9 protein-coding genes are annotated in these 12,832 nt (G+C 62.0%); 4 read left to right on the top strand and 5 right to left on the bottom strand.

Going from position 1 to position 12,832, the window contains the following annotated elements; all coding sequences use genetic code 11:
- Positions 1-117: 117 nt before the first annotated feature.
- A complete protein-coding gene (locus tag ACYP2Q_RS16215) occupies positions 118-882 on the bottom strand; it encodes a GntR family transcriptional regulator (protein WP_459731365.1) in 765 nt (254 codons plus the stop codon).
- Between the two features lie 229 nt (positions 883-1,111).
- Here ACYP2Q_RS16215 and ACYP2Q_RS16210 point away from each other — a divergent pair, with 229 nt between their 5' ends.
- Positions 1,112-2,305 carry a benzoate/H(+) symporter BenE family transporter gene (locus ACYP2Q_RS16210; RefSeq protein WP_459731364.1) on the top strand — a complete coding sequence of 398 codons (1,194 nt, stop codon included), beginning with the start codon at positions 1,112-1,114 and terminating at the stop codon, positions 2,303-2,305.
- 134 nt (positions 2,306-2,439) lie between these two features.
- Here the strand turns inward: ACYP2Q_RS16210 and ACYP2Q_RS16205 are convergent, their stop codons facing one another.
- Positions 2,440-2,784 carry a YggL family protein gene (locus ACYP2Q_RS16205; protein WP_008056407.1) on the bottom strand — a complete coding sequence of 115 codons (345 nt, stop codon included), beginning with the start codon at positions 2,782-2,784 and terminating at the stop codon, positions 2,440-2,442.
- Positions 2,785-3,017: 233 nt separating this feature from the next.
- Between ACYP2Q_RS16205 and dacB the strand changes: the two genes are divergently transcribed.
- Complete coding sequence (gene dacB, locus ACYP2Q_RS16200) at positions 3,018-4,478, top strand: D-alanyl-D-alanine carboxypeptidase/D-alanyl-D-alanine endopeptidase (RefSeq protein ID WP_459731363.1); 1,461 nt, start codon at positions 3,018-3,020, stop codon at positions 4,476-4,478.
- 59 nt (positions 4,479-4,537) lie between these two features.
- Here dacB and ACYP2Q_RS16195 read toward each other — a convergent pair whose 3' ends face one another.
- Together ACYP2Q_RS16195 and rlmKL are read right to left on the bottom strand one after the other, a co-directional pair.
- Positions 4,538-6,937, bottom strand: coding sequence for a sensor domain-containing diguanylate cyclase (locus ACYP2Q_RS16195; protein WP_459731362.1), 2,400 nt, complete (start codon positions 6,935-6,937; stop codon positions 4,538-4,540).
- Between the two features lie 196 nt (positions 6,938-7,133).
- Positions 7,134-9,404 (bottom strand): bifunctional 23S rRNA (guanine(2069)-N(7))-methyltransferase RlmK/23S rRNA (guanine(2445)-N(2))-methyltransferase RlmL, encoded by a 2,271-nt coding sequence (gene rlmKL / locus ACYP2Q_RS16190; RefSeq protein ID WP_459731361.1) that lies wholly within the window; start codon positions 9,402-9,404, stop codon positions 7,134-7,136.
- A 528-nt stretch (positions 9,405-9,932) separates the two neighbouring features.
- Here rlmKL and rmf point away from each other — a divergent pair.
- Complete coding sequence (gene rmf / locus ACYP2Q_RS16185; RefSeq protein WP_003223300.1) at positions 9,933-10,148, top strand: ribosome modulation factor; 216 nt, start codon at positions 9,933-9,935, stop codon at positions 10,146-10,148.
- Positions 10,149-10,359: 211 nt separating this feature from the next.
- Here rmf and ACYP2Q_RS16180 read toward each other — a convergent pair whose 3' ends face one another.
- Positions 10,360-11,379 (bottom strand): quinone-dependent dihydroorotate dehydrogenase, encoded by a 1,020-nt coding sequence (locus tag ACYP2Q_RS16180; protein ID WP_459731360.1) that lies wholly within the window; start codon positions 11,377-11,379, stop codon positions 10,360-10,362.
- A gap of 228 nt (positions 11,380-11,607) precedes the next feature.
- Here ACYP2Q_RS16180 and ACYP2Q_RS16175 point away from each other — a divergent pair, with 228 nt between their 5' ends.
- The gene (locus tag ACYP2Q_RS16175) at positions 11,608-12,819 is read left to right on the top strand and encodes a CmpA/NrtA family ABC transporter substrate-binding protein (RefSeq protein WP_459731359.1); all 1,212 of its coding nucleotides are present in this window, start codon (positions 11,608-11,610) and stop codon (positions 12,817-12,819) included.
- The last annotated feature ends 13 nt before the right edge of the window (positions 12,820-12,832 follow it).

The raw sequence follows: 12,832 nt of genomic DNA, 5'->3' as shown, positions 1-12,832 counted from the left end.
CTGCCGCCATCGCCAGCAGGCTGGCTCCCACAGTTGACCTTCAGGGATCACGAATTTTGCATTCGACACAAAACCCTGTGGGAGCCAGCCTGCTGGCGATAGGCGCGACGCGGTCCCTCAGATTTTTGCCGGCGAGCGCCCAGGCTTCTTGGTCTGCAGCAAATGCGAAAACACCGCATGCAAATCATCCGATGCACTTTCTTCATCGAGATTGAGCTTGCTGTCGATGTGATCCATGTGATGCATCATCAGGTTCACCGCCAGTTCAGCGTCGCGCTTTTCAATGGCGTCGATCAACTGGGTGTGCTCGTCGTAGGAGCAATGGGAACGGTTGCCGCTTTCATACTGGGCGATGATCAGCGAAGTCTGGGACACCAGGCTGCGCTGGAAGCTGATCAATGGGGCGTTTTTCGCCGCTTCGGCCAGTTTCAGGTGGAACTCGCCCGACAGGCGGATGCCGGCACCGCGGTCGCCACGGGAAAAGCTGTCGCGCTCGTCGTTGACCATCTGCCGCAATTCGGCAATCTGTTCGGCGGTGGCGTGCTCGACCGCCAGCTCAGTGATCGCCCGCTCCACCAGACGCCGGGCCATGAACACCTGGCGCGCCTCTTCGACACTCGGGCTGGCAACCACGGCACCTCGATTCGGGCGCAGCAACACCACGCCTTCATGGGCCAGGCGCGACAGCGCGCGGCGAATGATGGTGCGGCTGACCCCGAAAATTTCCCCCAGCGCTTCTTCGCTCAACTTGGTGCCGGGCGCCAGGCGCTGTTCGAGGATGGCCTCGAAGATATGCGCGTAGACAATATCGTCCTGGGTTCCGCTGCGGCCGGCCTTGCCTGCTCGCGGCTGTTTCTTTAGGGGTTGCAACTGTTCGTTCATGGGCACTCGAGTCGGGAGAACTGCGGCGAATTGACGGTGACTGTAATACGGCACAGTGGGTCGCTGGCAAGTATCGCGTAAAAATCACTGCGATTGTACACAATGGTTAGTGCCAACACGACTGTACGGCTGTTTGTCACATCCGCTGTATTGCAACGATCCATCAGGTTTGAGTTTAGGCTTTAAAGCAGAATCCGCAGCCAACGCACGTAAAAGGAACACCGCCGTCATGAACGACGCCACGCACACCCAACTGCGCCCTTTGGCCGACACCTCTCCATCAGCCATCGTCGCCGGGTTCATCGCGATGATGACCGGCTACACCAGTTCCCTGGTGCTGATGTTCCAGGCCGGGCAAGCGGCCGGGCTGACCAGCGGGCAGATTTCGTCGTGGATCTGGGCGATTTCCATCGGCATGGCGGTGTGCTCGATCGGCCTGTCCCTGCGCTATCGCACCCCCATCACCATTGCCTGGTCGACCCCGGGTGCGGCCTTGCTGATCACCAGCCTGGGGGGCGTGACCTACGGCGAAGCCATCGGTGCCTATATTACCTGCGCGCTGCTGGTGACGATCTGCGGGCTGACCGGCAGTTTCGAACGCCTGGTGAAAAAGATTCCCGCGTCCCTGGCGGCGGCGTTGCTGGCGGGGATCCTGTTCAAGATCGGCAGCGAGATTTTCGTCGCGGCGCAGCATCGCACCGCGCTGGTGCTGGGCATGTTCTTCACCTACCTGGTGGTCAAGCGCCTGTCGCCGCGTTATGCCGTGTTGGGCGCATTGCTGATCGGCACGGCCTTGTCCGGCCTCATGGGGCTGCTGGACTTCAGCGCATTCCACCTGGAAGTGGCCACGCCTGTCTGGACCACACCGCATTTCTCCCTTGCCGCGACCATCAGTATCGGCATCCCGTTGTTCGTGGTCGCGATGACCTCGCAAAACATGCCGGGCATTGCCGTGCTGCGCGCCGACGGCTACAACGTGCCGGCGTCGCCGCTGATCACCACCACGGGCATCGCCTCGTTGCTGCTTGCGCCATTCGGTTCCCACGGGATCAACCTGGCCGCCATCAGCGCGGCGATCTGTACCGGGCCCCATGCCCACGAGGATCGCAACAAGCGTTATACGGCGGCGGTCTGGTGCGGGATTTTCTACGGCATCGCCGGCGTGTTCGGCGCGACGCTCGCAGCCTTGTTTGCCGCGCTGCCCAAGGAGCTGGTGCTGTCGATTGCCGCACTGGCGTTGTTCGGTTCGATCATCAATGGCCTGAGCATCGCCATGAGCGAAGCGAAGGAGCGTGAAGCGGCGCTGATCACCTTCATGGTCACGGCATCGGGGCTGACGCTGTTTTCCATCGGTTCGGCGTTCTGGGGAATTGTGGCGGGGGTGGTGACGCTGATTATTCTGAACTGGCGCAGGCCCCTGTAGGAGCGAGCTTGCTCGCGATGAACCTGAGAGCGCCACGGGGTGTCAGGTTTCCCGCGTTATCGTTGACGACCATCGCGAGCAAGCTCGCTCCTACAAAAAAAACGGCGACTCTAGGGTCGCCGTTTTTTAGAACATCATGCTACCGGATTGATCGGCTTTTCCGGGTACCAGACGTCCAGCAGCGGGCTGACTTCAACGCTGGTCAGCTCGGTGCGGCCTTTGAGCCAGGCTTCAACGGCGGCGCGTTGTTCAGCGCTGACCGAGCCACGCTTGATCAGGCAAACCAGACCGTAATCATCACCGCCGACATAGCCCAGACCGTTGGCTTCCATGGCTTCTTTGAGGAACGCCTCGAGGAAGGCATCAATGGCTTCTTCGGACAGATCTTCCTTGAAATCCAGGTTCAGTTCGAAACCCAGCTCTTGAAATTCATCAACGCACAGTTTTTTGCGCAGACGCTGGGAGCGGTTAGTCGCCATTGGAACAATCCTCATAAGTAATAACGGGCCGCACTTTAGCAGTTTAAGCCGCCAATTGCCCGACTCTCTGGGCTGCGACGCCTACCGTCGGTAAAAAATAGCCGATTGGTGGCCCCGTGCACGGCACAAGCCGTGGCACCTTGGGGCATAATGCCGACACTTTCATGACCACTGAGGGAATTTATCTTCATGCCCTCATCTTTTTTTCCCCTCGGCTGTAGGGTTTTATCTACATGATCAAATCGTTGCGTCCATTGCTCCTGGCCGGCCTGCTTTTCCCCCTGGCCCTCCCCGTTTGTGCTGACCCGATCAATACCAGCCTGTCGCCCAACGTCGAAAAAGCCCTCAAGGCCAGCAAGTTGCAGGACAACGCCCTGTCGCTGGTGATGATTCCGCTCAACGGCCCCGGCACCCCGACCATTTTCAACGCCGACGTTTCGGTCAACCCGGCGTCGACCATGAAGCTGGTCACCACCTATGCGGCGCTGGAAATGCTAGGCCCCAATCATCAGTGGAAAACCGAGTTCTATACCGATGGCACCCTCAGCGGGGGCATCCTCAACGGCAACCTCTACCTCAAGGGTGGCGGCGATCCGAAGCTGAACATGGAAAAACTCTGGCTGCTGATGCGCGACCTGCGCGCCAACGGCGTGACCCAGGTCACCGGCGACCTGGTGCTGGACAAGAACTTCTTCGTGCAACCGCAACTGCCCGAATTCAACGACGACGGCAACGACGAGAACAAGCCGTTCCTGGTCAAGCCCGATGCGCTGCTGGTCAACCTCAAGGCCCTGCGCTTCGTCGCGCGCAATGACTCGGGCAAAGTGCTGGTGTCGGTGGAACCGCCGATCGCCAGCATCCGCATCGACAACCAGGTCAAGGCGCTCAATTCCAAGCAGTGCACCGGTGGCGTGCGTTACAACCCGGTGCCCCAGGCCGATGGCAGCGTGACCGTGACGGTCGGCGGCCAGTTGGGCGAAGGCTGCAGTTCACAGACTTACCTGTCGTTGCTGGACCACGCCACCTACACCGCCGGCGCCGTGCGCGCGATCTGGAAAGAACTGGGCGGCAGCATCCAGGGCAAGGATGTGCTGGCACCAACACCGAAGGACGCCAAGGTACTGGCGCGGGCGTTCTCGCCGGACCTGGCGGAAATCATCCGCGACATCAACAAATACAGTAACAACACCATGGCCCAGCAGCTGTTCCTGAGCCTGGGCCAGAAGTACCGCACCGATGCCGACGCCGACGACGCCAAAGCCGCCCAGCGTGTGGTGCGCCAGTGGCTGGCGAAGAAAGGCATCACCGCGCCGCACCTGGTGATGGAGAATGGCTCCGGCCTGTCCCGCGCCGAACGCGTCAGTGCCCGGGAAATGGCGTCGATGCTGCAAGCCGCCTGGCGCAGCCCTTACGCCGCCGAGTACATCAGCTCGATGCCGATTGCCGGTACCGACGGCACCATGCGCAAGCGCCTGAAGACCACCGCCATGCGCGGTGAAGCCCACGTCAAGACCGGCACCCTGAACACCGTGCGGGCGATTGCCGGCTTCAGCCGCGACGTCAACGGCAACACCTGGGCGGTGGTGGCGATCCTCAACGACAAGGCACCGTTTGGCGCGTCGTCGGTGCTCGACCAGGTGCTGCTGGACCTGTATCGCCAGCCGAAACTGGCGCAGACCGCTTCGGTGTTGTAGCACCAACGACCTCTGTAGGAGCCGGCTTGCTGGCTCCTACAGATCGTGTGTGGGCCGGATCAAGTCATCTCGCCCTGCACCCGATCCCTGCCCTCCTGCTTCGCCACATAAACCCCCGAATCCGCCCGCAACAACAGCGCATCCGCGCCTTCGTCCTGGCGCCAGCTGGCCACGCCGAAGCTGGCGGTGACGACGCCTACCTCATCGATCGGCGCGCTACGCAGGCTTTGCCACAACTCCAGCGCCAGCAGATGGGCCTGCTCGCTGCCGATGTCCGGGCACAGGACCATGAACTCCTCACCGCCCAGGCGGCAGAACACATCCGTGCGCCGCAGCCGATGGCCAACGCGTTCGCACACGGCCTGCAACACCCGATCGCCCACGGCATGGCCGTACTGGTCGTTGATGCGCTTGAAATGGTCGATATCGAGCATGATCACCGATAGTTCGCCGCCTCCGCGCTCCACCCGGGCCATCTCGGTGGTCAGGCGTTCCTGGAAATAGCGCCGGTTGTGGATGCCGGTCAGGGAGTCGGTGACCGACAGCGCCCGCAGTTCTTCTTCCACCCGCTTGGTGTCGGTAATGTCCGAGATGTAGCCATGCCAGAGCACGCCGCCGCCGGGCAGCTCTTCCGGGGTCGCCTCGCCGCGGACCCAGCGCAGGCCGCGCTGGGGCAGTTGCACGCGGTATTCCTCGCGCCAGTGGCTGAGGGTTTCGGCCGAGGCCCGGATCGAGGCACGCACGCGCGTGGTGTCCTGGGGATGAATCCGCGTGAAGATCGCTTCGGCGTTGAGCAGCAGCACGTCCGGCTCCAGTTCATAGATCTCGCGAATGCCGTCGCTGGCGTAAATCACGCTGAAGCGCCCGTCGAACTCCATCTTGAATTGGTAGATCCCGCCGGGCACATGGGCGCTGAGCTTCTTCAACAACAGGTCCCGTGCGGCCAGTGCCTCATGCACGCGCTTGCGTTCGGTGATGTCGATGCAGATCGCCAGGTGCCCGACCCACAGGCCCTGCTCATCGAACACCGGCGTGGCCAGCATGTTGACGATCAGGTGGCTGCCATCGCCACGCACCAGCGTCCACTCCCGCGCCTCATGGCCGCCCTCCACGCGCCCCTCGACCAGCATCGCATGGCAAGCCGGTACAGGTTTGCCATAACGCGCGCTCAATTCCGCCGAACGTGCCGCGAGCTCCCGGGGCAAGTGCAGGTTTTCCAGGGTCATGCGCCCGACCACTTCGGCGACGGTATATCCGAGCATCTGCTCGGCGCCGGCATTGAAGGTGCTGATCACCCCGCGCAGGTCCGTGGCGATGATCGCGACCTGGGTCGCGGCATCCAGCACCCCGCGCAACTGGCCATGGGTACCGCGCAACTCTTGTTCCCGGGCGCGCAGTTCCTCGGTTCTTTGCTCGACCATTTTCAGCGCCCGTTGCCGCTGACTGACCAGTACATAGAGCAAGGCGCTGAGCAACACGCTGAGCAAACCACCGAGCACCACCAGGGTGGTCACTGACGAGTGATTGGCCTGAATGAAAGCCTCGCTGGGCTGGATGTCGACCTGATACTCATGATCGGCCAGACGCAACAGGCGAGTCGCGGACAAGTCGCTTACCGCTGGCGCATTGGGCGACTGAAAAAGCACCTCATGCTGCTCATCGACGGACAGGTCGAGAATGCGCACCGAGAGGTAATCCCGGCCCGCCTCCGGCAGCCCGTCTGCCAGCAATTGGCGCATGCTGATCACCGCCATGACATAACCGAACGGTTTGCCCGTTGCGTCGCCGGCGCCGCTGCGCAGCGTCACCGGGGCCACCAACAGTACGCCCCGCGCATAAGCCGGCTCGATATTGACCAGGTGCAACGGTTGCGACACGGCCATGCCCTGGCGCTGATCGGCCCGTTGCAGCGTGGCGCGGCGCAACGGCTGGGCCAGCAAGTCATAGCCCAATGGCGCGCCGAGCCTGCTTTGCGTCTGGCTATAGAGCACCGCCACGTACTCGTCCCGCTCGGCGGCCAATTGCAGTTGGCCGTCGGCGCTGAGTTCGCGCAGGGTGAAATCATCCATACCCCCCTCCCGCGCTCGGCGTTCGAAGGCTGGCCGCTGTTCCCGGGTGACCCGTTCGGCAAACGAGTACGCCTGGGTCCGGTGCAACAGGGGTTGGGTGTAGCCGTTGAATTCCTCGCGGGACACCGCATCGGAGTTGGCAAAGAACCGGCGCAGGCCATCGAGGCGCTGCTCCTGGTCCTGGAAACGTTCTTCGATACGGCTGTAGCGTTCGCTGGCCAGCAACTGGAAGCGTTGCCGCAATTGATGGTGAAACAGGTTCAGCGTCGACCAGGCGAGCAACGCCGTGAGAATCCCGCCGACGAGCAAGACCATGAGCGCAACCAGCCCGGCCGAGACATCTTCGCTGATAAAACCCAGGATCTTGGGGCGCACGGCGTGCAACGACATAGACGCAACTCAAAACGCCAGGTGCGGGAAAGCCCATTGGCCATGAGTTGAGTTATAGCTATTAGCCACTAATTTGACCAGCCCTGTAGGAGCGAGCTGGCTCGCGATGGATCCGAGGGCACCGCGTGCATTCAGAAAGCACGCGTTATCGTTATCGACCATCGCGAGCAGAGCTCGCTCCTACAGGGATCCAGTGTCAGCGAGCGGTGATTTTCCACGCGCGATGGATCTTGGCGTTACGGGAAAAATCCGGGTCGATGGTCTGGGCAGTGATCTCTTCGATCGCGTAGCGCTCGCTGAGGTTGGGCTCGAGCTCGAACTTGCGGAAGTTGTTGGAGAAGTACAACACACCGCCCGGTGCCAGGCGCGCCATGGCCAGGTCGATCAGTTGCACCTGGTCACGCTGCACGTCGAAGATCCCTTCCATGCGCTTGGAGTTGGAGAAGGTCGGCGGGTCGATGAAGATCAGGTCGTATTCTTCACGGCAGGCTTCCAGCCAGACCATCACGTCACTCTGCTCCAGGCGGTTCTTGTCGGAGAAACCGTTCAGCGACAGGTTGCGACGCGCCCAGTCCAGGTAGGTTTTCGACAGGTCGACGCTGGTGGTACTGCGCGCGCCGCCCTTGGCCGCATGGACACTGGCGGTGGCGGTGTAGCAATACAGGTTGAGGAAGCGCTTGCCGGCGGCCTCTTTCTGGATGCGCATGCGCATCGGCCGGTGGTCGAGGAACAACCCGGTATCGAGGTAATCGGTGAGGTTGACCAGCAGCTTCACCCCGCCTTCGTTGACCTCGACGAACTTGCCCTGGGCGGCCTGGCGCTCGTACTGCTTGGTGCCGCTCTGGCGCTCACGGCGCTTGACCACCACGCGGCTCTTGTCGACGTTCAGGGCCTGGGGGATCGCCGCCAGGGCGTCGAACATGCGCGCCGAGGCCTTCTCCGGATCGATGGATTTCGGCGCGGCGTATTCCTGGACGTGGACCCAGTCGTGGTACAGGTCGATGGCCATGGAGTATTCCGGCATGTCGGCATCGTAGACGCGATAGCAGTCGATGCCTTCACGCTTGACCCACTTGCCCAGCGCCTTGAGGTTTTTCTGCAGGCGGTTGGCAAACATCTGCCCGCCTTCGCTCAGGCGCGGCTGCTCGATCACCGGCGCCGGTGCTGGCGTTGGTTTGATCGGGTTGCCGTTCTTGTTGTACTGGCGCTCTTGCGGCTCGCTCGGTGCCTGGTCGTAAGCGGCCTGCTCACGCTCGGCCTGACGCTGTTCCGGGGTACGCCGCTCGCCGGTGACGAACTGATCCGGCAACACCTTGATCAGCAACAGCTTGCACGGCAAGGCGCCGTTCCAGAACGAATACTGCTTGTGGCTGCGGATGCCCATGCGCTTGCCCAGGTCCGGGGCGCCGGTGAACACGGCGGCTTCCCAGTTCAGGCACGCCTGGCGCAGTCGTTCGCCAAGGTTCTGGTAGAGGTAGAGCAGGCTCGCCTCGTCGCCCAGACGCTCGCCGTACGGAGGGTTGCAGATCACCAGGCCTTTCTGGTTCTGGTCCGGACGCGGCTCGAAGGTCGCGACTTCGCCCTGGTAGATCTTGATCCACTCGCTCAGGCCGGCACGCTCGACGTTGTTGCGACCCGGTTGAATCAGGCGCGGGTCGGCTTCATAACCGCGAATCCACAACGGTGGCTTGGCCAGGCCGGCCGCCGCACGCTCAGAGGCTTCTTCATGGAGTTTTTTCCACAGCGCCGGCACGTGGCCGAGCCAGGCGGTGAAGCCCCATTGCTCGCGGCGCAGGTTCGGCGCGATGTCGGCAGCGATCATCGCCGCTTCGACCAGGAAGGTACCGACACCGCACATCGGGTCAGCCAGGGCGCCGCCTTCAGCGGCAATACGCGGCCAGCCGGAACGGATCAGGATCGCCGCCGCGAGGTTTTCCTTCAGCGGCGCCGCACCTTGCTGCAGGCGATAGCCGCGCTGGTGCAGGCTGTGGCCGGACAGGTCGAGCGAAAGAATCGCTTCACCGCGATCCAGGCGCAGATGGATGCGCAGGTCCGGGTTGAGCTTGTCGATGGACGGACGGTCGCCCTGTGGAGTGCGCAGTTTGTCGACGATAGCGTCCTTGACCTTCAAGGCGCCGAAGTGGGTGTTGTCGATGCCTGAACCGTGACCGCTGAATTCGACGGCCAGGGTGCCGTCATTGAGCATGTGGTCTTGCCACTCGATGTCGAGGACACCGTGGTAGAGGTCTTCGGCGTCTTTCATCGGGAAACGCTTGAGGACCAGCAGCACCCGGTTGGCCAGGCGCGACCACAGGCACAGGCGGTACGCGGTTTCCATGGTGGCCATGCCACGCACGGCAGAAGTGTGCTCACGCGCTTCTTCAAGGCCAAGCCCGACGGCTTCCTCGATGAGCAGGCCTTCAAGGCCTTTAGGGCAAGTGAGGAAGAGTTCGAAACGATCGGACATGGGGATTCGGAGCCTTTGCTGAGTGGACCGGCAACGCATTGCCGGCCCGGTTTTCAATCAGGCGCTTTTCTCGAAGAGCGCCCGCGTGGCACGAAGGTGTGCCATTCCACCCTTGCTGCCCGGGTTAAATGAGCTTAGATGCAAGGACAGATAAAAAAGTTGATGCAACAAAATGACATAAGTCGACCCTTCGTCGAATAGTCCATCCCGGCAACGGGAGGCATTCTCAGCAAAGGATTAACCTGATCATCCAACGCAGGGCCGATCATACCGGGGTTTGATCATTAAAGACGCCACAAACATCATGTTACTTAGTGCCATAGCACATTAACGGTTACGTCCTTATGACAAAACGATCATTCCCTCGATGTGACGCATTGGTTAGAACTCAATACAGGTTGGCGCCGCAATGACGTCAACACCTTGGCTCGTCACGCCGGCAACGAGCCCCCAACGGCAGAGTTTTTCTGCCAGACCTCGATTGAGGTCGACGCGATACATACAGTCAACAAGTGAGGGCAACACCCTATGAGAAGACTTAAGCGTGATCCGTTGGAAAGAGCATTTTTGCGCGGATATCAATATGGCGTTGGTGGTAAATCCCGTGAGCTTTGCCCATTTACTCTACCGTCGGTACGCCAAGCCTGGATTAACGGCTGGCGAGAAGGACGCGGCGACAACTGGGACGGTATGACCGGCACTGCGGGAATCCACAGACTCAACGAACTTCACGCCGTCGGCTAACACAGGGCACACACTCCGACACACAATCTGATTTTGCAGCGAATTAACCACGCACGTCCCATCCGGACGGCGGGCTACGGCCCAGGGGCTCCTTTGAAGGGGCCCTTTTTTATGCCTGTACTTCGGTCAACACAATTCCCTGTAGGAGCCCGGCTTGCCGGCGATGGCGTCCTCGAGATCGCCATCGCCGGCAAGCCGGCTCCTACAAGGATCAGCGCAAGGCTGCGATGGCGTCTACCGACTCGCGGATGAGCGCCGGGCCCTTGTAGATGAAGCCCGAGTAGATCTGCACCAGGCTCGCACCGGCGGTGATTTTCTCGGCAGCGTGCTTGCCTTCGGTGATGCCTCCCGCCGCGATAATCGGCAAGCGCCCCCCCAGCTCCGAAGCCAGCACCTTCACGGTATGCGTACTCTTGTCACGCACCGGCGCTCCAGACAGACCGCCCGCCTCGTCACCGTGTTCCATGCCTTCAACACCCACGCGACTCAAGGTGGTGTTGGTGGCGATGACCGCGTCCATTCCGGTTTCGATCAACGCCTGGGCGACCTGCGCGGTTTCTTCGTCGGTCATGTCCGGGGCGATCTTGATCGCCAGCGGCACGTGCTTGCCGTGGCGCAACGCCAGTTCTGCCCGGCGCGTGGCAAGGTCCGCCAGCAACTGCTTGAGCGAGTCACCAAACTGCAGGCTGCGCAGGCCCGGGGTATTGGGCGAGCTGACGTTGACCGTCACGTAGCTGGCATGGGCGTAGACCTTGTCCAGGCAGATCAGGTAGTCGTCGACCGCACGCTCGACCGGTGTGTCGAAGTTCTTGCCGATATTGATGCCCAGCACACCCTTGTACTTGGCGGCCGCCACGCGGGCCAGCAGGTGATCGACACCCAGGTTGTTGAAGCCCATGCGGTTGATGATCGCCTCGGCCTCCGGCAGACGGAACAACCGCGGTTTCGGATTGCCCGGTTGCGGGCGAGGGGTAATGGTGCCGATCTCGACAAAACCAAAACCCAGTTGCGCAAAGCCGTCGATGGCGGCGCCATTCTTGTCCAGGCCGGCGGCCAGGCCCACCGGGTTCGGGAACTCCAGGCCCATGACGTTCACCGGCAGTCTTGCCGGGGCCTTGCACAGCAAACCGTTGAGCCCCAGACGCCCGCCCGCGCCGATCAGGTCCAGGGACAGATCGTGGGAGGTTTCCGGGGAAAGTTTGAACAACAGCTGACGGGCCAGGGTGTACATGGGCGGGTTTGACTCGAATGGCGGCGAAATGAGGCGGCGATTATACCCGCGCATCGGGGTCGCAAGCGAGGCGCGCGACAAAATCAGCGGGCGATGGCATATGCCTTGCACCAGCACAGGCATCAGCACGCAGGCCAACGGCGGAATGCGTGCCAGGACAATGGCGTCGTCAGCCGGGCCTGCTCTTAGGGGTCTGGGACGACGTTTTTTTTGGAAGGTGCGAAATCGATGAACGAACCCTCAATCGGCCCCCTGGCCTGGGTCAATGGCAGCGATGCCCCGGAAAAGAGCGAAATCAACCTCGGCTTCATGGCCCTGAGCGACTGCGCTTCGGTCGTTGTCGCCGCCACCCAGGGCTTTGCCCAGCCCTACGGATTGACCTTGAACCTCAAGCGCCAGTCGTCCTGGGCCAACCTGCGGGACAAACTGGTCAGCGGCGAACTCGACGCCGCCCACAGCCTCTATGGCTTGATCTATGCCGTACACCTGGGCATCGGCGGCGTGGCCCCCACCGACATGGCGGTGCTCATGGGCCTGAACCAGAACGGCCAGAGCATCAATCTCTCCCACGGCTTGCAAGCCGCCGGCGTGACCAGTCCTGAAGCACTGGACCGTCATGTGCACCAAAGTCGCCCAAAACTGACCTTCGCCCAGACCTTTCCCACCGGCACCCATGCCATGTGGCTGTATTATTGGCTGGCGAGCCAGGGCATTCACCCGCTGCACGACGTCGACAGCGTGGTGGTGCCGCCACCGCAAATGGTCGCGCACCTGCAAGCCGGGCGTATCGACGGCTTCTGCGTCGGCGAGCCCTGGGCCGACAGCGCGGTGAAGCAGGACCTCGGGTTTACCCTGGCCACGTCCCAGGCCATCTGGCCCGACCACCCGGAAAAAGTCCTCGGCTGTACCCGCGCCTTCGTCGAGCAATACCCCAACACCGCCCGTGCGCTGGTGATGGCGATCCTCGAAGCCAGCCACTTCATCGACGACAGCACCGAGAATCGCCGTAGTACCGCGCAATTGCTCAGCGCACCGCAGTACCTCGATGCGCCGCTGCCGTGCATCGAACCGCGTCTGCTGGGTGACTACGCCGACGGTCTGGGCAATCGATGGCAAGACCCGCACGCCCTGCGCTTCCATGGGCAGGGGGCGGTCAACGTGCCCTACCTGTCCGATGGCATGTGGTTCATGACCCAGTTTCGTCGCTGGGGCCTGTTGCGCGACGATCCCGACTACCTCGCCGTAGCCCTTCAGGTCCAACAACTAGACTTATACCGTGAGGCCGCCAGCGCCGTCGGTGTCACCGCCCCGGGCAACGTGATGCGCAGCAGCCAGCTGATCGACGGCAAGGTCTGGGACGGTTCGGACCCAACCGGTTACGCCCGCAGCTTCAAGTTGCACGCCATGAGCGACAGCTCGCCCCTTCTCGCCAGCCGCTGACAGGAGACTGCGA

It is taken from the genome of Pseudomonas sp. MHK4, from assembly GCF_054600775.1.
The sequence above is the reverse complement of the archived record's forward strand: the minus strand, read 5'-3'. Positions and strand labels throughout refer to the sequence as shown.

Coding starts and splice junctions, on each gene's coding strand:
- ACYP2Q_RS16180 (WP_459731360.1), bottom strand. CDS start 11,379: ATGTACACCCTGGCCCGTCAGCTGTTGTTCAAACTTTCCCCGGAAACC.
- ACYP2Q_RS16215 (WP_459731365.1), bottom strand. CDS start 882: ATGAACGAACAGTTGCAACCCCTAAAGAAACAGCCGCGAGCAGGCAAG.
- dacB (WP_459731363.1), top strand. CDS start 3,018: ATGATCAAATCGTTGCGTCCATTGCTCCTGGCCGGCCTGCTTTTCCCC.
- ACYP2Q_RS16175 (WP_459731359.1), top strand. CDS start 11,608: ATGAACGAACCCTCAATCGGCCCCCTGGCCTGGGTCAATGGCAGCGAT.
- ACYP2Q_RS16205 (WP_008056407.1), bottom strand. CDS start 2,784: ATGGCGACTAACCGCTCCCAGCGTCTGCGCAAAAAACTGTGCGTTGAT.
- ACYP2Q_RS16195 (WP_459731362.1), bottom strand. CDS start 6,937: ATGTCGTTGCACGCCGTGCGCCCCAAGATCCTGGGTTTTATCAGCGAA.
- rmf (WP_003223300.1), top strand. CDS start 9,933: ATGAGAAGACTTAAGCGTGATCCGTTGGAAAGAGCATTTTTGCGCGGA.
- rlmKL (WP_459731361.1), bottom strand. CDS start 9,404: ATGTCCGATCGTTTCGAACTCTTCCTCACTTGCCCTAAAGGCCTTGAA.
- ACYP2Q_RS16210 (WP_459731364.1), top strand. CDS start 1,112: ATGAACGACGCCACGCACACCCAACTGCGCCCTTTGGCCGACACCTCT.